Here is a 25,397-nt window from a genome sequence, read left to right as displayed (position 1 = left end):
GCAATTCCTCGTGCAATGTCTGCTAACGGTTGGATCTGAAGAGTCGCAATAGAAAAGTACTCTTCGTTTGAATGCCTGACTTCAAAGACCGAGATACGCCTTCACTGCGGGCAAGCCGTCCTTGCCGTCATATGTCTTCACGCCCGCGAGCCATTCGTCGAGTACTTGCGGGTTCTTTTTCAAATAGGCTTTAGCGGCCTCGGCGGGTTTCTCCTTGTTCATCACCGACTGCATCACCACGTTCTCCAGCTGAGTCGTAAAGCGCAGATTGCTCACGAGCTTTCCGGCATTCGGGCAACGCGTCAGAAAGTCTGGCGACGTCAGCGTATAGACGCGCGCTTCGCCGTCATTCGGACCGAACACGCCTTCGCTTCCGCTCAGGTACTTCATATCGATCTGAATGTTCATCGGATGCGGCTGCCAGCCGAGAAAGACCACCCATTTCTTCTCGCGCACCGCACGTTCGACCGTGACGAGCATGCCCGCCTCGCTCGATTCGATCAGCTTGAACCCGCCAAGCCCAAACTGATTGGTCGCGATCATCTTCTGAATGGCGGCATTCGCGCTGCTGCCCGGCTCGATGCCATAGATCTTTCCGTCCAGTTCCGCACGATGCTTGGCGATATCGGCAAAGGTCTTCAGGCCCGCGTCGTATTCATAGCTCGGCACGGCGAAGGTCGCTTTCGCGCCCGTCAGATTCGGCGGCTGCAACACGTTGATCGATTTCGCATCGACGAAAGGCGCGATCGCCTTTTCCTGCACGGGCCACCAGTAGCCAAGCGATACATCCAGCTGCTTGCTCTTCAGCCCGGCAAACGAAATCGGCACGGAGGCCACCGTCGTTACCGGCTGATAGCCCAAGCCTTCGAACACCGTCGACGCGAGCGCCGTCGTCGACGTGATGTCGGTCCAGCCGATATCAGCGAAATGCACGGCGCGGCAGCTCGGCGGATCCTGCGCGAGCGCAGGCAACGACAGTGCCGCCAGAAGGCCGGCAAGACATGCGGAAACAGCCTGGTTGATCCACTTCATGACGATCCCCTTCGACACGGCTCCAGTGTTTTTGAACGCCCGCAACGTGGGCGGCGAGTGACGCGATCTGACAACGACGCGATGTGCATTAAAGGTACAAATCCATAATCCGGCAAAATCGACCGGCAGCGACCCGTTCTTGCTTGCGCGCGACCATGAGGGAAAACCAGCATCGCGCGATTTGTGCACTGCGCCATTCACAGCGCTTATTTTTGGCGCCTTGCTGCTTTGCATGCTGCTTGCTACGCTCGCCGGATTCGACGAATCCGGCCAATCTCATCCCCGACAATCGAGCGATGCCCGAAGACATTTCGTTTCTGCTGCTGCCGGGCTTTTCGGCCATCGGCTTCATGTCCGCCATCGAGCCTTTGCGCGTCGCGAACCGCTTTCGCGAGGATCTGTACCGCTGGCACATCCTGAGTGTCGACGGTCAACCGGTGACCGCAAGCAACGGCATTTCGCTGAATGCAGAAGCCGCGTTTAGCGATATTCATCATGCACAGACGGTCTTCGTCGTGGCGGGCTTCGAACCGCTCGCGTGCTATAGCCGCGCGCTCGGCGACTGGCTCAGGCGGCTGGACCGCGCGCACGCAACGCTCGGCGGCATCGACACGGGCGCATTCATTCTGGCGGAAGCGGGACTGGTGCGTGCGACAGACAGCGTGACCTTGCATTGGGAAGCGCTCTCGGCATTTCGCGAGCATTTCCCGTCCTTGCAGGCGAGTGACGAACTATTCGAAATCGGCGATCGGCGCATTACGTGCGCGGGCGGCACGGCATCGATCGACATGATGCTCGACCTGATCTCGCGCAGTCACGGTGCCGCGCTCGCTTCGTCTATTTCAGAGCAATTCGTCGTGAGCCGCATCCGGCAGCGTTCCGATCATCAGCGCATGGAAATCGCCGCGCGCTACGGCGTGCACAATCGCAAGCTGATTCAGGTGATCGGCGTGATGGAACAGAACATGGAAGAACCGCTTGCGCCTGCCGATCTGGCGCAGGAAATAGGCGTCACACGTAGACAACTCGAACGATTGTTCTGCTCATCGCTGAAAGACACGCCGACGCATTTCTATCTGCAATTACGGCTCGATCGCGCGCGCGAGCTGTTGCGGCAAACGGATATGTCGATCACGGCGATTTGCGTCGCATGCGGATTCGAGTCGCCGTCGCATTTCTCGCGGACGTATCGCGCGCGATTCGGCATGAGTCCACGAAGCGACCGCAGCCCGCCGCATCACGGCGCGGGTAACAGAAAGCATCCGACACACGAGGCGGCTGCGTCTTGATCAGTCGTTCATTCGGTCTGCTTTGCCTATGACAGGCAAAGCAGACCGGCAAAAGTACTCAAAGCCAATCAGAACGAGTGACGCATGCCAATGCGCACGTCGGATTGCGTCGTCGTGGTGGACGGCGTGAAGCTATAGCCGATCACCGCATCCACACCGCTCGACGCCTTCAGATAGTCGCCTGAAATATAGACGTCGGTACGCTTGGAAAGCAGATAATGCGCACCGAGCGAACCCTGGTTCCAGTGATGGCCTTCGAAGTTCGTGTACTGATAGCCGCCGATCACGCTGAACGCGGGCGTTACTTGCCAGCTTGCGCCGCCTTCACCGACTTTCATGTGCGACGTGACGCCGAGACCCTTGATCGTCGTATAGCTGAAGTTGCCCATCAGCGTCACGTTGCCGATCGCGTAGCTCGTGCCGATGCCGAACGTGCCCTGCTTGTCGACGGGGAACGGATTGCTGGAGAAGAGATCGGTTCGCGCGCCTGTTGCTGGATCGACGGTGACCGTCTGCTGGCCAAGGAACGTGTGTACGCCCAGCATCGCGTAAGGATCGAATGCGTAGATGCCGTGTGGATTGTTCAGCTGCGTGTACGCCGTACCCACTGTGAACGGTCCGTTCGCATAGTGCGCGCCGACGCTCCACGCGCTGTCCTGGTGGAAGTCGCCCGCGACATTGCCGAACGAGTACATGCCGCCGAACATGAAGCCCGCGAATTCATTCGAAATGAATTTCACCGAATTGGGCAGACGGTCGCCATTGAAACGGTCGAAGTCGCCCTGGTGAATCGCATAGCCGCTAGCCCATGCCGAGACGTTGTACAGATACACCATCTCTTCCGTCATATCCAGCTGATTACCGAACGACAGCGTGCCCCACTGGTTCTTCAGCCCCACATACGCCTGACGCCCGAACAGCGCGCTGCCGAAGCCCAGTTGTCCATTGCCGAGGTGAAAGCCGCTTTCGAGCACGAACAACGCCTGCAAACCGCCGCCGAGATCTTCCGTGCCTTTGACGCCGAAGCGGTTGCCGTATGAAATACCGTCGTCGAACTTCACGACATGCGAGCCGCCCGTATTGTTGACCCACGTAATGCCCGCGTCGACGATCCCATACAGCGTGACGCTGCTTTGTGCATGACTTGCGCCCGAAACTCCGGCGAGCGCGAGCGCAACGCCTGTCAGTGCTGCGGCATTCAGCTTTTTCATTGTATCGTTCTCTCTTGCCTGGCTATGAGGGGATAGGAATGCGAAGCGCACTCCGCGGCGTGTGCAACTCGCACCACGATGAAGGCACAGTACAAATCCATTTTTCGTTCGACTCGACCAGACACGACACACATTGGTCTGATAGCGACACGTCGAGCGAAAAGAAATACATGCGTCACAATTGAAAAGCGCGCGGCTTGACGGCACCGCGCGCTTTTAAAATGTACTGGGAGTGGCGCTTCAATGAATGCCGAGTTGCGCCTGTACTGCCTGTAGTCCGTCAGCGCCGTTCGCCGTCGTCACGCCCTTGAGCCAGATATTTAACAAAGTGGGATTGCTCTTTAGCGCATTCAGCGCAGCCGTATTGATGTCCACCTTGTTCTGCAACACGTTCGCAATGATCTGGTTTTCCATGTCGACATTGAACGTCATCTGCTGGAACAGCTTCGCGAGATTCGTGCACTGCCCCGCAAAGCCCGGACGCGTGACCGTATTCACCGTCGCGCCGCCATAGTTCGGGCCGAAGTACGCGTCGCCGCCCGACAGATAGGTCAAATGGAATTTCGTGTTCATCAGATGCGGCTCCCACGCGAGGAACACGATCCACTGCTTGTCGCGCACAGCCCGCTCCACTTGCGTCAGCATGCCCGTTTCGCTCGATTCGACTACCTTCCAGTCGCCGAGTCCGAATGCTTTATCCGAAATCATCTTCTTGATGTTCTGATTGGCGGGCGCGCCAGGTTCGATGCCATAGATCTTGCCGTTGAACTGATCTGCGTGTTTGACGAGATCGGCAAACGAATGCACGCCCGCCGCCGCCACATAGTCCGGTACGGCGAGCGTGAATTTCGCATTGGTCAGATTCGCGTGCAGCACGTCGATCGAATGCTCGTCGACGAACGGTTTGACGAGCGGCCCTTGCGCGGGCATCCAGTTACCGAGAAACACGTCGATTTGACCTTTTTTCAGGCCCTGATACGTGATCGGCACCGACAGGTTCGACACGTTCTGCTGATACCCCAACGCCTTCAGCAGCACGCCCGCCACTGCATTCGTCGCGTCGATGTCAGTCCAGCCTGGGTCGGCCATCCGCACCTGCGTGCAGCTTTGCGGCTCGGCGGCCTGCGTCGATCCCGTGAAAGCCATGCCGAATGCAGAAAGCATCAAAGCAGCTTTGACAAGCGAACTTCTCCAGCGTGTGTTCATCGTGAGGCTCCCGTATCGAGTTGTCTTCGTTACCTGTCTGTCAGCGCGCAACGACGCGCGGATAACGCGCCATCGCTTCGAGCGTGTCGAGTTCGATGTGATTGCGCATATAGCGCTGGCTCGCATCGGTGAATGGCTGCCAGTCCCATGAGCGGATCGCGCCTTGCGTCGTCGCTTCGAAGTGAAAACGGCGGCGACGCTGGCTCGCGAGCACGGCTTGATGCAGTGCGGGAATGTCCCAGCGCTGCGCGACTTCATTGCGAAACGCTTCGACGAGCGCGGCGGCCGCCGGATCCTGCGCGAGATTCACACGCTCTTGCGGATCGTCGGCGAGATCGTAAAGCTGATCGGGGTCGACGGGCGTATGAACGAACTTGTACTTGCCGCGACGGATCATCATCATCGGTGCAATCGCGCCTTCCGCAAAGTACTCGACGATCGCTTCGTCATGACCGCCGTCGTTGTGCAGATGCGGAACAAGGCTATGGCCGTCGACGGTATCGGGCCATTCCGTGCGGCGTGTGCCCGTCGCCATTTCGACGAGCGTCGGCAGAAGATCGACATGCGATACCGACGCCGCCACGCGGCGCGCATTGAACTGCTTCGGCGCATGCACGATCAGCGGCACGCGCACGCCGCCTTCGAAGCACGTCATCTTGTACCAGAGCCCGCGTTCGCCGAGCATTTCGCCGTGATCGGACGTGACGATGACGATCGTATCGTCGGAGAGTCCCGTTGCCTTGAGCGTGTCGAGAATCGCGCCGAATTGCGCATCCACGTATGAAAGCGCGCCGTAGTAAGCGTGCCGCGCGTTGCGAACCTGTTGCTCCGTGGGCGGCGTAATGTCCGCTTCGTAGACGTCGCGCAGACGCTTCGAATGTGGATCGCTTTCTTCGCGCGTGAGCGAGACGCGCGGCATGTCGATCTCTTCATCGCGATACATGTCCCAGTACTGCTGCGGTATCGCGTAAGGATCATGCGGATGCGTCAGCGACGCGACGATGCAAAACGGCCTCACGTCGCCGCCCGCCGCGCGTTCGCGCACGATGTCGTAAAGCTTCTGGCGCGTAGTGAACGTCACTTCGTCGTCGAAATCGAGCTGATTCGTGCGCACGCACGGTCCCGCATCCAGTACCGAACTCATGTTGTGATACCAGCTGGGCCGCACGTCGGGGCGATCCCAGTCCGGCACCCAGCCGAAATCGGCGGGATAGATGTCGGTGGTCAACCGCTCTTCGAAGCCGTGCAACTGGTCCGGGCCGCAGAAATGCATCTTGCCGGAGAGGATCGTCCGATAACCCGCCGCACGCAGATAGTGCGCGAACGTCAGCGTTTGCGCGGGCAATTCGGCGGCATTATCGTAAGCACCGATTGCAGCGGGCAGTTTGCCCGCCATCATCGAAAAGCGGGACGGCGCGCATAGCGGGCTCGCGCAATAAGCAGAGTCGAACACGACGCCTTCTTGCGCGAGCGCATCGATGCGCGGCGTCTGCGAGACCTGATTGCCGTATGCACGCAACGCGAATGGCGTCATCTGATCAGCCATCAGGATAAGGATATTCTGCTTTGTATTAAGGCTCATGGGCGGGGCGGATTAGAATCGTACGGTTACGTTCGGTGCGCAGTGCTCGCAGTCGTGCAGCAAGCAACGCATTCACTTCACTATTGCCGCTCATTAATCCGTTGTGAAGGCGGCGTGCGCTTATCGGCCCATAAGGGGATGTTATGCCGGGACCAGATCGTCTTCCGCCGATGCAGGCCTTGTCGGCCTTCGAATCGGCCGCGCGCCTCGCGAGCTTCACGGCCGCCGCGCGCGAACTCGGCTCGACGCAGCCCGCCGTGAGCCAGCGCATCGTGCAGCTCGAAGAAGATCTCGGCGCGCCGCTGTTCGAGCGCGGGCATCGCGGCGTGACGCTGACGCCCGAAGGCGTGTTGCTGTACGAAGCCGTGCGCAGTGGCCTCGACACGATCCGCGAAGCCACCTCCGATATCCGCGCGCGGCGCGCCACGGGTGCATTGACGATCCTCACCGACGCCGGCTTCGCCACGTACTGGCTGATGCCGCGTCTCGCGCGCCTCAAGGCGTCGATGCCCGGCGTCAACGTGAAAATCGTCACGTCGCAACTCGGCTACGATCCGCACCGCGATCATGCGGACATCGCGATCGCTTTCGGCGACGGACACTGGCCGCCCTGCACGTCCACGCGACTGTTCGCCGAAGCCGTCACGGCCGTCTGTTCGCCCGCCTTCCGGCATCTGCACCCACTCGTGCATACAGCCGCCGACCTCGCCGCATTGCCGCTGCTGCACGTTCAGCCGACGCAGCCCGAACGCTGGCTCGCGTGGAATAGCTGGTTCGCGGCGTACGGCCTCGCCGCGCCGGAAGAAAGCCAGGGCATGATGTTCAACAGCTATTCGCTCGTCGTGCAGGCCGCGCTGATGGGCCAGGGCGTCGCGCTCGGCTGGACGCCGCTGACGGACGAACTCGTCGCGACGGGCCAACTCGTGCGCCTGCTGGACACGCCCGTGACGACCGAGCGCGGTTATTACCTCGTCTGCCCGCCCGCGCGCCCGGCGCCCGCCGCCGTGCCGCTGTTCCGGCGCTGGCTTTTCAACGAACTGGTGGACGTGAGCGAGCACGCGCACGCCTGACGTTCCGATACCACGAGCACGGCGCATCGGTTCTATGCGCGCGCAAATTGGGCTGATTTACTTGATCATCCCGCTTGCCGCGCCGCGCTGCGCCGCACGACACTGGTTCGGCCTTGCGGGAATCCCATATCGAAGACAGAGGATCCGCATGCCCGCCACCGATCGCCCCCAGCAGTTCGCGCTGACCATTTCCTGCCCGAGCGCCGCCGGACAGGTTGCCGCCGTCGTCGGCTTTCTCGATCGGCACCACTGCTATATCGACGAACTCACCGTGTTCGACGACGACATCAGCGAGCGCTTTTTCGTGCGCTGCGTGTTTCATGGCGTGGCGAGCGCGCCCGAGGCGGCGCTGCATATCGACGCGCTGCGTCGCGAGTTCCGCCCGATTGCCGCCGACTTCGACATGGCATGGGCGATGCACGACCTCGACACGCGGCCGAAAGTGCTGATCATGGTGTCGAAGCTCGAACATTGCCTCGCGGACCTGCTGTTCCGCTGGCGCATGGGCGAACTGAAGATGGACATTGTGGGCATTGCATCGAATCACCCGGATTTCGAGCCGCTCGCCGTGCAACACGGTCTGCCGTTTCATCACCTTCCTGTGACGCCTGACACCAAGGCGCAACAGGAAGCGCAAATTCTCGATCTATTCGAATCGAGCGGCGCAGAGTTGATGATTCTCGCGCGCTACATGCAGATTTTGTCGGATGAAACGAGCCGCAAGCTCGCGGGCCGCGCGATCAATATCCATCACTCGTTCCTGCCCGGCTTCAAGGGCGCGCGGCCGTATCACCAGGCGCATGCGCGCGGCGTCAAGCTGATCGGCGCAACGGCGCACTTCGTCACCGACGATCTCGACGAAGGCCCGATCATCGAACAGGAAGTGCAGCGCGTCGATCATTCGTATGGTCCGGAGCGCATGCTGGCCGTGGGCCGCGACGTCGAATGCATTACGCTGGCGCGCGCGGTGAAGGCGTTCGTCGAACGCCGTGTGTTCATCAATGGCGATCGAACTGTCGTGCTTTAACGTACTCTCAAATGCCCTGAAAACAAAAGCCGCCGCGCTGCATCGCAGACGCGGCGGCTTGCATTCAGCGCACGCTCACACGAACGGCTTCGCCAGTTGATGCGCGAACCACACCACGAAAACGGCTAGCAGCAACGCGCCGTACGGCAGCAAACCACGCAAACCAGCGGGCCGCGCGCCGCCCTTCCACTCCATGTCCTGCTGCATGCGCGCCGGAAAGCGCCCGCGATCCTGCACGTAATGGCGGAACATGAACACGGGCACGATCAGCAGCATCGCGATCAGACCATTGCGCATCGTTCCCAACCCTTGCATGTCCGCACCCGCGCCGATGAACGCGAGATCCAGATAGCCGCACAGCGCGCCCGCCGCGAGCAGCCACGCCGGGCAACGAAACGGACGATCGGCATCCCCGCGATCCAGCCGATGAATCCAGCCCGATTGCAGATTCAGAAACACGAAGATCATGTAGCAGACGTTCGAGATCGACAGCACCGTCATGTAATCCGACATCAGCAGCAAGATCAGATTGAAGCCGAGATCGGTCCACATCGCGCGCGTCGGCGAGCCGTGTTCGTTGACGTGCGACAGATACTTCGGCAGCCAGCCATCGACGGATGCCTGATACAGCGTGCGCGACGAGCCCATCATCGACGTCATCACGATCAGCAGGATGGTGAGCATCAGCATCACGACGACCACGTCGAACACGATTGCGCCGCCGCCCACCATGTGCGCCATCGCAGCCGCGACGCCCGTGCCGTCGGCGATCTTCGGATCGAGCATGCCCTTCGTGCCGAGTACGCCCTGAAACGCGAGCGGCACGAGCGTCATCACGAGCAGACACGCCATGCCCGACCAGAAGATCGCCTTGACCGTGTCGGTGCGCGGATTGCGGAATTCGCGCGTGTAACAGACGGCCGTCTCGAAGCCATACGCGGCCCAGCCCGCCATGAACATCGCGCCGAACGCCATCGTGATGCCCGCGCCGTTCCACGAGCCGAATACCGATGCCGTCACGTTGCCTTGCGCATCGTGTCCGAGCGGCAGCAGCGGCCACAGATGCGCAGCGGGCACATCGCCCGTCACGAACGGCACGATACCGACGATCAGCAGCGGCGCAAGCGATGCAATGCCCAGAATGCGCTGCGTTTTAGCGGCTTTCGATGCACCGCTATGCTGAAGCTTGAATGTGATCAGCAGAAAAATCGCCGCGATGATGAACGTCGCGTTGATACGCAGCGACAACCCCTGCTTGATGAAACCGAGATCGAGCAGCGTCAGACGCCATGTATTGATCGCGGCATCGGGCGCATAGAGACTCGACAGCGCGTAATTAGCGGCGAGTCCTGTGCCCAACGCGAGCATCGGCGACCATGCGAGCCAGTTGCACCACACGGAAACGGGCGCGATCGTCTTGCTGTAACGCACCCAGGCCATCGCGCCATACACGGACGCGCCGCCCGACTTGTGCGGGAAAAGCCCTGAAATTTCAGCGTAGGTTGCGCTTTGAATGAGGCCCATCAGGATCGCGGCGACCCAGAATGCCCACGCAGGTTGACCGATCGTCGCCGATACGCCGCCGATCGTAAACAGCACGCCGCCGGGCACGCCGCTCGTCACCCAGAATGCATCTTTCCATGTGAGGCCGCGTTGCAGCGAATGGCCTTCATGTGCGGCGCTTTCGCCTGCACCCGTGCTCGATCCTTCGATACTGCGCGAGCGCAGTCTTACCTGATCCATCCAGAGTCTCCCTCTTTAGAAAGAGCCTGCGCGCTGGCTGGAACACAAATAACCGGTGACACTGCGATACCGATGCGCGCGCAGCGCATCGGCATTGCCATAAAAACGCTCGTCAAAACGCGCTAGAGAAGGACGGTCATTGTGCTCCGCCTACCCAGCTGTTCACGCGGTCGCCGTGTGCGGCGATCCACGATCCGGCTGCGTCGGCAGGCTTGGCGCCGTTCTCCGTCGCCAGCATGACGCTGTCGATTTCGCCCGGCTTCCATTGAAATTTCTTCAGAAACGCGACCACTTGCGGAGCCTTCGTATCGAGGCCCGGATTGACGACGCTATCCACGTGCTCGGATTCGCCGTACACCTTCTTCGGGTCTTCGAGGAACTTCAGCTTCCACTTCGCGAACATCCAGTGCGGCACCCATCCCGTGACGATGACAGGTTTATTGGCATTCATCGAGCGCGCAAGTTCCGCGGTCATCGCACTGCCCGAACTCGGCATCAGTTGATAGTCGAGGTTATAGGCCTTGATGGCTTCGCTCGTTTTCTTCATCACGCCTGCGCCGGCATCGATACCGACGATGCGGCCCGAGAAGTCGGCCTTATGCGCCTGCAGATCACTGATGCTTTTCTCGGGGACGTCAGCGGGGACGATCAGGCCGATCTTTGCGTCGGTGTAGTTAGCACCCAGGTCTTGCACCTTGCCTTTGAACTGATCCCAGTAGGCGCCGTGCGTGACGGGGAGCCACGCCGACAGCGTCGCATCGAGATCGCCGCGCGCGACGCCCTGCCACATGATGCCCGCTGCGACGGGAACGAGCTGGACCGGATAGCCGAGACGTTTCTCGATGATCTGAGCGGCGACATTCGAGGTGGCGACGCTGTCGTCCCAGCCTTCGACGTAGCCGATCTTGATGGTGGGTTTCGTGTCAGCGGCTGCCGTTCCGATCGCCGTCATCGATGCAATCAGTGCCCCGCATAACATCAGTTTTTTCAGGTGCTTCATGGTCGATCTCCTTTGGGCCGCATGCGCGGTGTGGTTTTAGAATCGCTAAACAGAAAGTTCATAGTGGTCGGGTTTGCGACGGTTTTTTGTCTGTATGCGACTTGGTTTTTTTATGTCTGCGACGCCAGTCGCCATTCTTTGCCTTTTTGCTTTTTTGCCTTTTGCTGCGCTGGCATCCGCGGTTTCGTATCGGTTTGCTAGCGTCGCCCCTGTGCGGGGCGGCACCTACTTTTCTTTGCAGCGGCAAAGAAAAGTAGGCAAAAGAAAGCCGCTTTTGTACCTCCGGTGCCTGTCAGGATAGCGCTTCGGCATGCTGCAGTTGAGCCATTGCGCAGCAACGTCCCCACTCTGTAGAAAGCCCGTAGTCAACCGCGCACGACGCGAAACCCACACACAGTCTGGAGCACATACCGCCGCAATCGAACCGACGGCGAACACACAAAAAACAAACAAGCCGACCGAATGTGCCCCGGGTGGATGTCATCTTTCGCGCCGCGCGCGCCTGACTGCGGGCTTTCTACGGAGCGTTTGTGTCACTGCGCGACCGCTCAAAGACCGTGTGCCGTGGCGTTATCCTGGCAGGCACCGGAGGTTTGAAGCGGCTTTCTTTTGCCTACTTTTCTTTGCCGCTGCAAAGAAAAGTAGGTGCCGCCCCGCACAGGGGCAACGCTAGCAAACCGACACGTCAACGCGGATGCCACCACAGCAAAAAGCAAAAGGCAAAAAGCAAAGCATGGCGACTAGTGTCGCAGACAAAAAACCCTTACTTATCGACCACAAGATCACTCAACGGCTTGCTACAACACAGCAGCACCATCCCCTGATCGATTTCCCGCTGCCGGATCCCACCGTTATGCTTCATATCGACCTGTCCAGACACAAGCTTCACCTTGCATGTCCCGCACATGCCTTGAGTACATGAAGCCGGCAACCGAACCCCAGCCTGGCGTGCTGCATCAAGCACATGCTGCGTAGACCCACATTCAATCGACCGATTACTCCGCGTAAAGCTGACGGCAAAAGTCTGAGTACCGTTTGCAACCTCAGCCTTATGCTCGGCTTCGAGCACTTCAGCAGCAACAAGTGGCTGAGCCTCACTCAAAGTCTCGAACGAAAAACTCTCCTCGTGATACTGCTTGCGATCGAATCCCGCCTCATCGAGCAGATCACGCACGGCCTTCATATACGGTGCGGGCCCGCACGTAAAAATCTCGCGCTCCATGAAATCAGGCGCAATCAGCTTGAGCAAAGGCAGCGTCAAAAACCCGGTAATCCCCGGCCAACTCGTCCGGGACCCAACCCGCTCACACACAAAAGAAGTTCTGAAATTCGCCTGATTCGAAGCAATCAGATCGAGTTCGCGAGAAAAGATGATGTCATCCGGCGTACGCGCGCTATGCACGAAGACGATATCGCGATCTTCACTCAGTTCATGATGCGCGCGGCTCATCGACATCAACGGCGTAATGCCCGAGCCCGCCGACAGAAACAGGTACTTGCGCGCCGGATGTCGCGCACAGGTAAATTCGCCCGCGGGACCGAGCACGCGGATGCGTGCGCCCGCCTGCAGGTTGTCGTGCAGCCAGTTCGACACCTTACCGCCCGGCACGCGCTTCACCGTGATCGAAATGGTATGAGGCCGCGTCGGCGACGACGAAATCGTGTAGCAGCGATTGATCGTCTCGCCTTCGATTTCGAGTTCGAGCGTAATGAACTGGCCCGGTTCGTACACGAACGCACGGCCTTCCGGCGAGCGGAAGAAAAAGCTCTTCACGTCATGCGTTTCCTGACGAACCTGGCAGCAGACGAGCGTTTCCTCCTCATCGCTCGTCCAGCGCGCCGGCAACGCGCTCCAGAATTCGGGCTTCGTCACGCGGCTTTCGACGGGTTCGAAGGTTGCTCCATCGCGCATCATTGCTTGCTCCATTTGCCGCCAGGCATCCGGTCGGTCTTGTCTGAAGGCGCGTTCAAACGGCCTTGATGTTGAACGTGCGCGGCTCCGAAGCCGAGCTGTCGATATGCGCAGCCACGCGCCGCACATACCAGTCGCTGAACTTCTCGACGAGCCCTTCCGTGAACGGCGAATACGGACCCGGCTCGTACGCGCTGCTGGACGCGCCGCGCTGCGAGAATTCGACGAGCGCGCGGTCCTGGTCGTTGGTCGCGTTCCACACGGCCGTCAGATTCGCGACGTCGTAATCCACGCCTTCTTGCGCGTCCTTGTGCACGAGCCACTTCGTGCGCACCAGCGTTTCGCCTGCCGACAACGGAATCACCGAGAACGTCACGATGTGATCGCTCATGAAGTGATGCCACGAATTAGGCTGCGTCCAGAACGACAGGCCGCCCAGGTCCGCTTGCCGGAATTCGCCAAGCAGCTTCTTCGACGCGACCTTCGCGTCGAGCGTCTGCGATTCGCCGCTGCGATCGAGCGGCAGGCGCTGCGTGCGGAAACCCGTCACATCCGACAGACGATCGATTTCGACGGAAGGCAGGTTCATTTCCTCCCATTCCTTCGTACGCTCGATGCAGGTGCGCTCGAACGCATCCATGCCCTCGGCGTTCGCGGGCGAACGCTGATATCCGAAGCCGTATTCGTAGAGAGAAATGGTCAGTTCCGGATGGTTCGCGACGCAGTGGTAGCACTCGCGGTTGTTCTCCATCGTGAGCTTCCAGTTGCCCTTTTCGATGATGTCGATCTGCGCGGCGATCTTGCAGTTCGGCAGATCGTGGGGCAGCAGATACGGTTCCATCGCGGCGCGCATCACGGCGAAATCGACGGGCGGCGTTTCGGCGAGACACACGAAAATCAGGCCCGCGAGGTTCTCGACGTGCACGCTCTTCAGGCTGTGCTTGCAGCGGTCGAACTGTTCGCCCATGTGCTCGGCGAACATCAGATCGCCCGACAGGTTGTACGTCCAGCTGTGATACGGGCACACGATATTGCCGACGGAGCCTTTATCTTCGTTGCACAGGCGCGCGCCGCGATGGCGGCACACGTTGTGAAATGCGCGCACCTGCATGTCGTCGTCGCGCACGATCAGGATCGAATCGTGGCCCAGCTCGACGGTCACGTAATCGCCCGGTTCGGGAACGTCGGGTTCGACGGCGACCTGAATCCAGTGTTGACGGAAAATCGCATCCATATCGAGCTTGAAGATTTCATCGCTCAGATAGAACGGCGCTTCGAGGCTGTAACCGTTCTTGCGCCGATCGACGAGCGCCTGAATGTCTGCCGATACTTTCATGTGTGCTCCGGGTTTGCGAGGCCGTGTGGGTGCGGCGCAAATCAGTAATCGATGAGTTGATGCTCGCGCAAATAATCGAGTATCACTTGTGCTTTTTCGACCGAAGTCCCTTCAATTACGACGCTTCCGCCGCGGCTTTCCGTGGTCGTCGCGGACAGCATGCGGGCGTGTCCCGAGCGCTTTTCGGCGGCCGCGAGCCGGACCGGTTTGCGCGTGACGGGCGCGACCTTCCATTGCGCCGATTCCGAGTCGCTGACCGCTTCCGTGCGTTGCGGCTGGATCGACCCCGCGCGCAGGCGCGCGTAGGCATAGCGCGGCGTCACGCCGGCGAGCGGATGTACCGCGACGACGGCGGGCAGCGCGACTTCCACGCGACGGCGCACGCCTTTCGGCAAGAATTGCCGCACCGTCGCGCGGCCGCCTGCCACGGTCACATCGACGGCCGTGCCGACGAGGGGAACGGACAACGCATCGGCGAGACGGTAAGGCAGCATGCCGCTGTCGAACGCGCCTTCCGCGCAGGTACCCGTCAACACCAGGTCGTAGCCTTTCAGGCGCGCCGCAAGCAGGCTCACGGCGTCGCCGTCAGCACCGCAGGTCAGCACGTCGACGCGTTCCGCGCCGAGCGCCAGATACTCTTCGAGTGCGGGATTACCCGGATCGCCCGCATGCAGCACATCCAGCCGCGCCGCGTGCTGGCTCGACAGTTGACGGCCGATTTCGAGCGCGGCGGCATCGTTGCGGCTATAGCGCGCGACGCCGCTCACAGGGTGCTTGCCGACCGACACGAGCACCGCGATTTTTTCGAGCTTGCCGTTCATGCCGCGACTCCTTCGACGATCGTATGAGCAAGGGGCGTAGCGGCGGCGCCACGGCCCGAGCGGGCGCGATCGATCTCGTCGATCAGCGACGCGATGGTCGCCTGCGTATCGCCGATGATCGTCAGGTTCGCGCGCTTGACGATGGGCGCGCTGCCGTCCAGGTTCACCGCGATCACATGGCGGCAATCCTTGATGCCCTGCAAGTGCTGCACGGCGCCCGAAATGCCGAACGCGATATAGACGCTCGCTTCGACGGTCTTGCCCGTCGCGCCGATCTGCTTGTCGCGCGTGAACATGCCGTTGTCGACGGCGACGCGGCTCGCGCCGATCGCCGCGCCGAACGTGCTCGCGAGCTTTTCGAACGCCGCGACATCCGTCACGCCGTTGCCCGCCGATACGATGAAGTCGGCTTCTTCCAGCGCCACCTGCGCGGCGTCGATTTCCTCGATGCCGAGATCGCGATAGGCGCCCGTCGATGCCTCGTTCAGTTGCGCGAGCGCCGGCACATCGAGCCGCTCGCCTGCGCCGACGAACGGCAGCCGCGTATCGACTGCGCCCGCCGCCAGCAGGATCACGTCGGGAAGCGCGCGCGTCGCATAGGCCTTCTTCGCCTGCGCATACGTCGACACTTCCTTCCCGTCGATCTGCACGACATGCGTCGCGATGCTGGCGCCCGCGAGCGCGGCGTAGCGACGTCCGAGATCGCCGTCGCCCGTCGCGTTGTCGGGCATGAAAATATGCGCGGGCGCAAGTTGCGCGACACAGGCCGCGACGGCCTGCACTTCGCGTTCCGGCGCGAACGTGCGTCGGTCGAACGAAGGCAGTTCGATCACCTTGTCTGCGCCGAGCGCGGCGGCGTCGTCCTTCAGTTCGCCCAGCACGAGCAATGCGACCTGCGTCGTCGCGTCCGCGATCAGCGCGGCAGCGGCGAGCGCCTGACGCGTGTGATCGTCGAGACCGCCGCGGTCGCTGTGCGCGACGACGAGCAGCGTGTGTTGCGGCGTTTGCGTCGTGCGCAGCGTTTTGGCTGCGGCGTGGCCATGCGCGCCGGCCTGCAGCGCGTGGTCATACGACGCGCCCGCCACATGTTCCGCGCCGAGCGTGATGCGCTTCAGCCCTGCTGCCGTGATGACGAATGGCCGGCGCGGATCGATACGTTTGATGGTCGTATTCATCGTTCACTCCAGCGCCGCGGCGACGAGTTCGGCAACATCGAGCACTTCCGGACGCGGACCGACCACGCCTTCGAGCATCGCCGTGCAGTTCGGGCAACCCACCGCGACCACGTCCGCGCCGATCGAGCGCGCATCGTTGATGCGGATATCGGGAATGCGCTGCTTGCCGGGAATATCCGTCAGCGGCGCACCGCCGCCACCGCCGCAGCAACGTCCACGCTTGCCATTGCGTTCCATCTCGACGACCTTGATGCCGATCGTCTTCAGCAACTGGCGCGGCGCTTCCGTTTCGCCGTTGTAGCGGCCCAGATAGCACGGATCGTGATACGTGATCTTCTTGTCGTTGAACGCGGCGACAGCCTTCGGCGCCAGCTTGCCGCTCGCGACCAGTTCCGCGAGGAACGTCGTGTGATGCAGCACGTCGTAACGACCGCCGAGCGCGCGATATTCGTTGCGCAGGCTGTGCATCACGTGCGGATCGGCGGTGACGATGCGCTTGAAATTCAGCGCGGCCAGCGTGCCCATCATCTGCTTCGCCATACGCTGGAATGTAGCTTCGTCGCCGAGACGGCGCGCGACGTCGCCCGTATCCGTTTCCTGCGCGCCGAGCACCGCGTAGTTGACGCCCGCCTTGTTCAGCACCTTGACGAGCGAGCGCAGCGTGCGCTGATAGCGCATGTCGAACGCGCCTTCGCCGGCGACGAGCAGCACGTCGACGGGCTTGCCAGGCTGCGCGATAGGTGAACTCAGATCGACCGACCAGTCGTAGCGCGCCGCCTTGTCATAGCCGCCCATCGTGCCTGTCTCGCGCAGATTCGCGAGCACTTCGGGGCCCTTGCCCGGCACGGTGCCGTGCACGAGCGTCTGATTGCGGCGCATATCGACGATGGCATCCACATGCTCGATCAGCATCGGGCATTCGTGCACGCAGGCGCGGCACGTCGTGCACGACCACACCGTATCGGCTTCGATCAGGCTGGAAATGATCGGGCGCTGCGGCTCGCCGCCATGCTGGCCGACCTGGATGCCGGGCGTCGGGCTGCCTGCATACGCGCTATCCGTTCCGCCGACCATGCCCGTCACGAGATCCTGAATCAGCTTCTTCGGATTCAGCGGCTGGCCTGCTGCAAACGCGGGGCACGCGGCTTCGCACTTTCCGCACTGCACGCACGCATCGAAGCTCAGCAACTGATTCCAGCGGAATTCGACGGGCTTGCCGACGCCGTATTCATTCTGTTCGAGCGCGGGCGCTTTGAGTGCCGTCGGCGGAACGGCCTGCTCTTTGCGCACGTCGCCTTGCGCCGCGAAACGCTCCTGACGCGGATGAAACGCGAGGTGCAAGAGACCCGCCAACGCATGCTTCATCGGACCGCCGCGCGCTGCGCCGAACGTCATCGCGAACGCGCCCGCTGCGATCAGCACCGCGAAGATGATCGCGAGTCCGCCGGACATCGCCGACGCCGGCAACAGCGTGTACAGCAGCAGACCGAGCGCGAACGAGCCGAGCAGCCACGGCAGCGTATTCCACGGACCACGCGACAGACGTGCGGGCACGTCCTTCGCATGACGGCGGCGCCACACGAACACGGCGCCCACCAGCATGATCAGCGCGGCCAGAAAGATCAGCCGGTCGAGCCACGGCGAATAGATCGCGAGACCGTAGTTGAGGAAGACGAGCGCGAATGCCGCAATCGCGCCGCCCGCCGTCGCGACGTGCGTCTTCGCGATGTACGGATCGCGCGCGACGACATGATGCAGATCCACGAAATAGCGCTTCGGAATGGTCAGCAGGTTGGTCCAGCCGAATGCGCCGGCTGCCGTTGCCCGTCCGAGACGCCAGTAAGCCGACCGCTTTGCGACCGCGAACGCAAGGCCGGCAACCGATACCCACAGCAGCGCGGTGATGAGGAACGCCGGGCTCATCGTCAGAAATCCTTGCAAAGACGCAGCGCGTCGTAGATCGCGCCGTGGATGTTGTGCATCGAAATGCAATCGCCGACACGGAACAGCAGGAAGCGACCGTTGCCGAGTTCTTCCGACAGCGACGGTTGCGGCTCCGCTGCAAAGAGCTTGTGCACGTCGACCTGACCGCGATTCACCGACTCGTTCTTCAGCTTCCAGTACAGCGCGTCGTTCGGCGTGCTGCCGTTTTCGATCACGACCTGATCGACGGCGCGCTCTTCCTGTTCTTCCGTGTACTCGTTGCGGATCACGGCGATTTTCTTGCCGTCTTCCTCATACACGCGATCGAGCCAGTAGTTCGGCGTGTGGATCACGCCTTGCGCATAGAGCCGTCGATAGAAGATCGGGAACGTGGTGCCGCCCACGTCGTCGGCCACTTTCACATCCGGCGTGACGATTTCGACCTTTGCGCCACGGCTCGAAATGAAATCCGCGACGCCCGCGCCTGCATGCGTGCTGACGCCGTCATAGACCAGCACGTTCTGACCCGGTTCGACCTTGCCCGAGAGGATGTCCCACGAACTGACGGCCAGCCCTTCTTCGACGCCCCATGCGGGCACCTGCTGCGTGAAGCTCGAACCGCCTGTGGCGAGCACGATGATGTCGGGCTTCTCGGCCATGATGGTCTGTTCGTCCGCTTCGACACCGAGGCGTCGATCGACACCGAGCCGCTTCGTTTCCATATCGAACCAGCGCACGATGCCCGCCATCTGCTCGCGTTGCGGCGCTTTCGCAGCGAGCATGATCTGCCCGCCGACGGCATCGCTCTTCTCGAACAGCACGACATCGTGACCGCGCGAGCGCGCCACGCGCGCCGCTTCGAGTCCTGCGGGACCCGCGCCGACCACCACCACCTTCCGGCGCGGACCGCGCGTCTTTTCAATCACATGCGGCATCGTCGCTTCGCGCGATGTCGCGGCGTTCTGCACGCACAGCACATCGAGACCGTTGTACTGGCGGTCGATACAGTAGTTCGCGCCCACACATTGCTTGATTTCGTCTTCGCGGCCATCGCGAATCTTGATGACCATATGCGGATCGGCGATCTGCGCGCGCGTCATGCCGACCAGATCGACCATGCCGTTGGCGAGCAGACGTTCCGCTTGCCCTGCGTCGCGAATGCTTTGCGCGTGCATCACGGGCAGCTTGACCACCGACTTGATGCCCGCCGCGAGATGCACGAACGGCTCGGGCGGCAGCGCCATCGGCGGCATGCAGTTGGCGAGCGTGTTGTGCGTGTCCGCGCCCGAGCCGATCACGCCGAGGTAATCGATCAAACCCGTTTCCGACATCGCCTGAGCGATTTCCTTCAGTTGCGCGTGGTCGAGACCGTCTTCATGGAACTCGTCGCCGCACATGCGCAGGCCGACGCAGAAGTCTTTGCCGACGGCTTCGCGCACGGCTTGCAACACTTCGACGCCGAAGCGCAGACGGTTTTGCAGCGAGCCGCCCCATTCGTCGGTGCGGAAGTTGGTGCGCGGGCTCCAGAACTGATCGATCAGGTGCTGGTGCGCCGCTGAAATCTCGATGCCGTCCATGCCGGCATCTTTCACGCGCTTCGCGGCCGTCGCAAAGTCGGCGATGATCCGGCGGATTTCTTCCACCTCGATGATCTTCGCGTTGCCACGGTGCACGGGCTCGCGTACGCCGGACGGCGTCATCAGATGCGGCCAGCTTTCGCCATGCCATGCGGAGCGGCGGCCCATGTGCGTCGCCTGAATCATGATCTTCGCGCCGTGACGATGCATCGCTTCGGCCAGACGCGACAGCGGATCGATGACCTTGTCCGTCGACAGATTCACCGACTTCCACCAGCCTTGCGGGCTGTCGATCGACACGGGGCTCGACCCGCCGCACACGGCGAGGCCGACACCGCCCTTGGCCTTTTCCTCGTAATAGCGGATATAGCGGTCGCCGGGCAGACCGCCCGGTTCGGCGTACACCTCCGCGTGCGCGGTGCTGACGATACGGTTGCGCAGTGTCAGCTGGTTGAGGGTCAAAGGTTTGAACAGATTGGGGTAACGCATTGCAGGCGACCTCGGGCGGTGTTCAGTTCAGGCTCTATCTCTATGCGATCAGCAGCTAGTGAGCGATCGGCGACACTTCGAATACACAGTGATCGTGATGCTCGGCTGCGCATTGCACTTCTTTCGACTGCGCGCGCGGCGCGTTCTTGCCGCCGTCAGTCGTGTCGTTCACCCAGTCCATTGCACCCGCGAACCAGCCGGCAAACATGTAGCAAAGCTTGCCTTCCTTGCCGGGCTGCGCGAGCACGAACGACGAGTGATGCAATTCAATCTTTGCGTGCGCCGTCGACGGATCGGCTTCGACGATCTTGAAGAGACCCCAGCCGCGTTGCGACAGGCGGTTCAGGTAGTGCTCGAACACCGCCATGCCGCTGAGTCCGTGCTGCTTTGCTTCCTTGTCGCACCAGTGATACGCGGACTTGTAGCCGGCCTTGTAGAGAATCTCGGCGTAGACATCGCGGCCCAGCGCTTCTTCTACAGCCGTGTGATTGTTCGTGAAGAAATGGCGCGGCACGTACAGCATCGGCAGCGCGTCGGTCGTCCAGACGCCGGTGTTCGGATCGACATCGATCGGGAGTTGCGGTTGCATCGCGGGTTCCTTGTTGTGTCTTTGCAGGTTGACTTAGACGTTCCAGACTTCGCCGAAGAAGCGCATCCAGTTTTCGCCCATCACCTTCTTGATGCGCGACTCGCTCCAGCCCGCGCGCTGCATCGCGGCCGTCAGGTTCGGAAATTCGCCGATCGTGCGGATGCCTTCGGGATTCACGACCTTGCCGAAATTCGTCAGACGGCGATAACGGCCTTTGTCGTGCGTGATCCAGTCGAAGAATTCGGTGCTATAGCCTTGCGTGAAGTCCGTGCCGATACCGACCTTGTCTTCACCGATCACATTGATCACATAGTCGATGGCTTCGAGATAATCGTCGACGTTCGCGTCCGGGCCTTTCTTCAGGAACGGCGAGAACATCGTCACGCCGACGAAGCCGTTGGCATCGGCGATCTCGCGCAGCTGGTCGTCCGTCTTGTTGCGCGGATGATCCTTGAGGCCCGACGGGCAGCAGTGCGAGTACGTGACGGGCTTCTTCGAACACGCGATCGCATCGGAAGAAGTCTTCGCGCCGACGTGCGAGAGATCGACCAGAATGCCGACGCGGTTCATCTCCTGAATCACTTCCTTGCCGTAACCCGAGAGGCCGCCGTCCGGTTCATAGCAACCCGTTCCGACCAGGTTCTGCGTGTTGTAGCAAAGCTGCACCACGTTCACGCCGAGTTCCTTGAACACTTCGATATAGCCGAGGTTGTCCTCGAACGCATACGAGTTCTGGAAACCGAAAATGATGCCCGTCTTGTTCTCTTTCTTTGCGCGCAGGATGTCGTCCGTCGTGCGCACGAGCGTCAGGATCTCGCTGTACTCGCGGATCTGCTGCTTCATCTCCGCGATGTTGTCGATCGTCTTCTGAAAGTCTTCCCACACGGAGACCGTGCAGTTGACCGCAGTGACGCCGCCCTTTCTCATGTCCTCGAACACCGAGCGCTCGAACTTCGAAATGTTCAGACCGTCGATGATGATGCTGCTGTCGTGCAGGTTGCTCATGGTTGACTCCGTAGCTGTGGGGTTTTTGACGGACGGTTCGCGGCTCAGTAGATCGGGAAGCGTTCGCACAACGCGAAGATTTCGCGGCGCACGCGCTGCTCGGTGGCGGCATCGCCATCGGGATGCGTGCGCAGCGCGTCGAACACTTCGAGAATCATCCGGCCGACATCGCGGAACTCCGCGACGCCGAAGCCGCGCGTCGTGCCTGCCGGCGTGCCGAGTCGAATGCCCGAAGTCACCGTCGGCTTTTCCGTATCGAACGGAATGCCGTTCTTGTTGCACGTGATGCCTGCACGTTCGAGCGCCTGCTCGACCTGCGTGCCCTTCAGACCCTTCGGGCGCAGATCGACGAGCAGCAGATGGTTGTCGGTGCCGCCCGTGACGAGATCGACGCCGCCGTCCTTCAGCACTTCACCGAGTGCCTGCGCATTGGCCAGCACGCTATCGATATAGGTCTTGAAGCTGTCTTCGAGCGCTTCGCCGAACGCGACCGCCTTGCCCGCGATCACGTGCATCAGCGGGCCACCTTGCAGGCCAGGGAAGACAGCCGAGTTGATCTTCTTCGCGATGTCTTCGTCGTTGGTCAGCACGAAGCCGCCACGCGGACCGCGCAACGTCTTGTGCGTGGTCGACGTCACGACGTGCGCGTGCTCGACGGGATTCGCATGACGGCCCGCGGCGATCACGCCTGCGATGTGCGCCATGTCGACCATCAGCTTCGCGCCGACGCTATCGGCGATCGCGCGAAAACGTGCGAAGTCCAGTTCGCGCGGATAGGCCGAGAAGCCGGCGATGATCATCGACGGCTTGTGCTCATGCGCGAGCTTTTCGATCTGGTCGTAGTCGACGCGCATCGTTTCGCGATTCACCCCGTACTGCACGGCGTTGAACCACTTGCCCGACAGCGCGGGCTTCGCGCCGTGCGTCAGGTGGCCGCCCGCATCGAGCGACATGCCGAGAATCGTGTCGCCGGGTTTGGCGAGCGCGAGCATCACGGAGCCGTTCGCCTGTGCGCCCGAGTGCGGCTGCACGTTGGCGAAGCCCGCATTGAAAAGCTTCTTGATGCGTTCGATTGCGAGCGCTTCGACTTCGTCGACGAATTCGCAGCCGCCGTAGTAGCGCTTGCCGGGATAGCCTTCCGCGTACTTGTTCGTCAGCACCGAGCCTTGAGCTTCGAGCACTGCGCGCGACACGATGTTTTCCGACGCGATCAGTTCGACCTGCGACTGCTGGCGTTCGAGTTCCTTGAGGACCGACTTGCGCACGGCTGCGTCGCGCTCGGCGAGGGGCTGCGAGAAGAATGGGTTGGCGTTCGACATGGCTTCCGTTCAGTTGACCGTTGATGACTGAAAAGCGACTGAAAAGCGAAAAGAGAGTGCGGGGCCGCCGTCCCTGATTCCGCTCTATCCCTTGCCTGGACTGGCTTTGCACTACCTCCACCGTTGGCTCTATTCTTGTCTTTCGCCTGACCGGTCAATTTACGATTTCAGACGCGTTCTTTACCTTTTCCGCCATGCAAGTCCGTTTTGGACAAGTGATCGCTCGTGCTAATCGGCGGCGTCAATTAATCGAATTGGAGCGATGAGTTGATGGTGCATTGCAGCGTCCCGTCCACAGCACGCGACAGAACGGGCACCGTTCGGGAGCGGCGCAGGCTCATGGACAGTGCGGACCTTGCACAGCGCAGGTGCGCTGGCGCGAATGCACTGCCGCATGCCGGTTATCCAGCCAGGGTTTAGCCGTATGGCATGCTTGTTGCGCTCGCTCGCAGAATAAGAAAGGCCGTTTCCCCACTCGGCCGTAACAGAACATCGAGCTGAAGGAACGCCCGAACCATGTCGCCCGATCGCACCGCGTCGTTGTCGCACTTCGCGTTCATGCCGCTGCCCAACTTCACGATGATCGCGTTCACGAATGCGATCGAAGTGCTGCGCATGGCCAACTATCTGAGCGGGCAATCGCTCTACCGATGGTCGATCATCAGTCCGGACGGCGGGTCCGTCACGGCGAGCAATGGTCTGTCCGTCGACACGGGCCCGGCCGAATGCATCGGCACGCCGGACATCGTCTTCGTGTGCGGCGGCATCGACGTGCAGCGCGAGACCACGCCTGAGCATCTGTCGACGCTGCGCCGCTTTGCGCGCGCGGGCGTCGCGCTGGGTAGTCTGTGCACGGGCACGTATGCGCTTGCGAAGTCGGGCTTGCTGGCGGGTTATGCGTGTGCGATTCACTGGGAGAACATGTCGGCGCTGAAAGAAGAGTTTCCCGACACGCGATTCCTTAAAGAACTCTTCGTGATCGATCGTGATCGCGTGACATGCACCGGTGGTGTTGCTCCGCTCGACATGATGCTGAACCTGATCGCCGCGCGTGTCGGTACGCCGCGTGTCACGCAGATTGCCGAACAGTTCATCGTCGAGCATGTGCGCGACAACAGCGCGCAGCAGCGTATGCCGTTGGTGGCGCGGCTTGGGTCCGCGAACAAGTCGTTGTTCGAAGTCATTGCGTTGATGGAGAACAATATCGAAGAGCCGCTTTCTCGCGAAGAGTTGGCGCGGCTCGCGAATATGTCGCAGCGGCAGTTGCAGCGGTTGTTCCGTGAGCATTTAGGCATGACGCCTACTCACTACTATCTGACTTTGCGGCTGCGCCGCGCGCGTGAACTCTTGCTGCAGACTGATATGTCGATTATGCATATCACTATGGCTTGTGGGTTTCAGTCTGCCTGTCATTTCTCCAAGAGCTATCGCGATGCTTTTGGGACCGCTCCTACTCGGGAGCGGCGTAAACAAGTTGCTCCGTTGGCGCATCCGGTTATGGATGTGCTTGTTGGGGCGCCGTTGCATGCTTGATGGTTTTTTGTCTGCGACGCTAGTCGCCATGCTGGTCTTTTTTGCTGCGCTGGCGTCCGCGAATTCGTATCTGCGCTTCATGCGTTGCCCCTGTGCGGTCTTTTGATTTTTGCTGCGCTGGCATCCGCGAATTCGTATCTGTGCTTCATGCGTTGCCCCTGTGTGGTCTTTTGATTTTTGCTGCGCTGGCATCCGCGTTTTCGTAGCTGTGCTTCATGCGTTGCCCCTGTGCGGGGCGGCACCTACTTTTCTTTGCAGCGGCAAAGAAAAGTAGGCAAAAGAAAGCCGCTTTTGTACCTCCGGTGCCTGCCCGGATACCGCTTCGGCATGCTGCAGTTGAGCCATTGCGCAGCTACGTCCGCACCCTGTAGAGAGCCCGCAGTCAACCGCGCACGGCGCGAAAAGCCCCCACACAGTCTGGAGCACATACCGCCGCAATCAACTGACGGCAATGCAAAAAAAACGTGCTGACCGAATGTGCCCCAGGTGGATGTCAACTTTCGCGCCGCGCGCGCCTGACTGCGGACTTTCTACGGAGTGTTTGCGTCACTGCGCGAC

General features: G+C 61.1%; 19 protein-coding genes. 4 read left to right on the top strand and 15 right to left on the bottom strand.

Going from position 1 to position 25,397, the window contains the following annotated elements:
• Positions 1-81: 81 nt before the first annotated feature.
• Positions 82-1,032, bottom strand: a complete 951-nt coding sequence (locus QEN71_RS08395) for a choline ABC transporter substrate-binding protein (protein WP_201659464.1) — start codon at positions 1,030-1,032, stop codon at positions 82-84.
• Positions 1,033-1,328: 296 nt separating this feature from the next.
• Between QEN71_RS08395 and QEN71_RS08390 the strand changes: the two genes are divergently transcribed.
• Positions 1,329-2,321, top strand: coding sequence for a GlxA family transcriptional regulator (locus QEN71_RS08390; RefSeq protein ID WP_201659466.1), 993 nt, complete (start codon positions 1,329-1,331; stop codon positions 2,319-2,321).
• Between the two features lie 68 nt (positions 2,322-2,389).
• Here the strand turns inward: QEN71_RS08390 and QEN71_RS08385 are convergent, their stop codons facing one another.
• The 3 genes from QEN71_RS08385 to betC all read right to left on the bottom strand — a co-directional run bounded on the left by QEN71_RS08385 (position 2,390) and on the right by betC (position 6,320).
• Positions 2,390-3,532 (bottom strand): porin, encoded by a 1,143-nt coding sequence (locus QEN71_RS08385; RefSeq protein WP_201659468.1) that lies wholly within the window; start codon positions 3,530-3,532, stop codon positions 2,390-2,392.
• A 240-nt stretch (positions 3,533-3,772) separates the two neighbouring features.
• Entirely contained in the window at positions 3,773-4,696 is a 924-nt protein-coding gene (locus QEN71_RS08380) for a choline ABC transporter substrate-binding protein (RefSeq protein WP_233472112.1), read from the bottom strand.
• Between the two features lie 82 nt (positions 4,697-4,778).
• On the bottom strand, positions 4,779-6,320 hold the full coding sequence (betC, locus tag QEN71_RS08375) for a choline-sulfatase (protein WP_201659472.1): 1,542 nt from the start codon (positions 6,318-6,320) through the stop codon (positions 4,779-4,781).
• Between the two features lie 143 nt (positions 6,321-6,463).
• Here betC and QEN71_RS08370 point away from each other — a divergent pair, with 143 nt between their 5' ends.
• Together QEN71_RS08370 and purU are read left to right on the top strand one after the other, a co-directional pair.
• Positions 6,464-7,390 carry a choline sulfate utilization transcriptional regulator gene (locus tag QEN71_RS08370; protein WP_201659474.1) on the top strand — a complete coding sequence of 309 codons (927 nt, stop codon included), beginning with the start codon at positions 6,464-6,466 and terminating at the stop codon, positions 7,388-7,390.
• A 148-nt stretch (positions 7,391-7,538) separates the two neighbouring features.
• Complete coding sequence (gene purU, locus QEN71_RS08365) at positions 7,539-8,417, top strand: formyltetrahydrofolate deformylase (protein WP_201659477.1); 879 nt, start codon at positions 7,539-7,541, stop codon at positions 8,415-8,417.
• 75 nt (positions 8,418-8,492) lie between these two features.
• Here purU and QEN71_RS08360 read toward each other — a convergent pair whose 3' ends face one another.
• The 11 genes from QEN71_RS08360 to QEN71_RS08310 all read right to left on the bottom strand — a co-directional run bounded on the left by QEN71_RS08360 (position 8,493) and on the right by QEN71_RS08310 (position 23,306).
• On the bottom strand, positions 8,493-10,160 hold the full coding sequence (locus QEN71_RS08360; protein WP_201659480.1) for an APC family permease: 1,668 nt from the start codon (positions 10,158-10,160) through the stop codon (positions 8,493-8,495).
• Between the two features lie 136 nt (positions 10,161-10,296).
• Complete coding sequence (locus QEN71_RS08355) at positions 10,297-11,160, bottom strand: glycine betaine ABC transporter substrate-binding protein (RefSeq protein WP_201659482.1); 864 nt, start codon at positions 11,158-11,160, stop codon at positions 10,297-10,299.
• Between the two features lie 763 nt (positions 11,161-11,923).
• The gene (locus QEN71_RS08350) at positions 11,924-13,075 is read right to left on the bottom strand and encodes a hybrid-cluster NAD(P)-dependent oxidoreductase (RefSeq protein ID WP_201659485.1); all 1,152 of its coding nucleotides are present in this window, start codon (positions 13,073-13,075) and stop codon (positions 11,924-11,926) included.
• Between the two features lie 52 nt (positions 13,076-13,127).
• Positions 13,128-14,408, bottom strand: coding sequence for an aromatic ring-hydroxylating oxygenase subunit alpha (locus QEN71_RS08345; protein WP_201659488.1), 1,281 nt, complete (start codon positions 14,406-14,408; stop codon positions 13,128-13,130).
• A gap of 41 nt (positions 14,409-14,449) precedes the next feature.
• Positions 14,450-15,229: an electron transfer flavoprotein subunit beta/FixA family protein gene (locus QEN71_RS08340; RefSeq protein WP_201659491.1), complete on the bottom strand. Its 780-nt coding sequence runs from the start codon at positions 15,227-15,229 to the stop codon at positions 14,450-14,452.
• Positions 15,226-16,404: an electron transfer flavoprotein subunit alpha/FixB family protein gene (locus QEN71_RS08335; RefSeq protein ID WP_201659494.1), complete on the bottom strand. Its 1,179-nt coding sequence runs from the start codon at positions 16,402-16,404 to the stop codon at positions 15,226-15,228. Before QEN71_RS08335 ends, QEN71_RS08340 begins: the two co-directional genes overlap by 4 nt.
• Before the next feature lie 3 nt (positions 16,405-16,407).
• The gene (locus QEN71_RS08330; RefSeq protein WP_201659497.1) at positions 16,408-18,327 is read right to left on the bottom strand and encodes a (Fe-S)-binding protein; all 1,920 of its coding nucleotides are present in this window, start codon (positions 18,325-18,327) and stop codon (positions 16,408-16,410) included.
• Between the two features lie 2 nt (positions 18,328-18,329).
• Positions 18,330-20,393, bottom strand: coding sequence for an NADH:flavin oxidoreductase (locus QEN71_RS08325; protein WP_201659500.1), 2,064 nt, complete (start codon positions 20,391-20,393; stop codon positions 18,330-18,332).
• Between the two features lie 55 nt (positions 20,394-20,448).
• Positions 20,449-20,982 carry a DUF5943 domain-containing protein gene (locus QEN71_RS08320; protein WP_201659503.1) on the bottom strand — a complete coding sequence of 178 codons (534 nt, stop codon included), beginning with the start codon at positions 20,980-20,982 and terminating at the stop codon, positions 20,449-20,451.
• 33 nt (positions 20,983-21,015) lie between these two features.
• Positions 21,016-21,987: a dipeptidase gene (locus tag QEN71_RS08315; RefSeq protein ID WP_201659506.1), complete on the bottom strand. Its 972-nt coding sequence runs from the start codon at positions 21,985-21,987 to the stop codon at positions 21,016-21,018.
• Between the two features lie 44 nt (positions 21,988-22,031).
• On the bottom strand, positions 22,032-23,306 hold the full coding sequence (locus QEN71_RS08310; RefSeq protein ID WP_201659509.1) for a serine hydroxymethyltransferase: 1,275 nt from the start codon (positions 23,304-23,306) through the stop codon (positions 22,032-22,034).
• 516 nt (positions 23,307-23,822) lie between these two features.
• On the opposite strand from QEN71_RS08310, the gene QEN71_RS08305 reads away from it, so the two are divergent.
• Positions 23,823-24,839: a GlxA family transcriptional regulator gene (locus tag QEN71_RS08305; protein ID WP_201659512.1), complete on the top strand. Its 1,017-nt coding sequence runs from the start codon at positions 23,823-23,825 to the stop codon at positions 24,837-24,839.
• Positions 24,840-25,397: the final 558 nt, after the last annotated feature.

The sequence above is a fragment of the Paraburkholderia sabiae genome (assembly GCF_030412785.1).
In the GTDB taxonomy this organism is placed as follows: Bacteria; Pseudomonadota; Gammaproteobacteria; order Burkholderiales; family Burkholderiaceae; genus Paraburkholderia; species Paraburkholderia sabiae.
The sequence above is the reverse complement of the archived record's forward strand: the minus strand, read 5'-3'. Positions and strand labels throughout refer to the sequence as shown.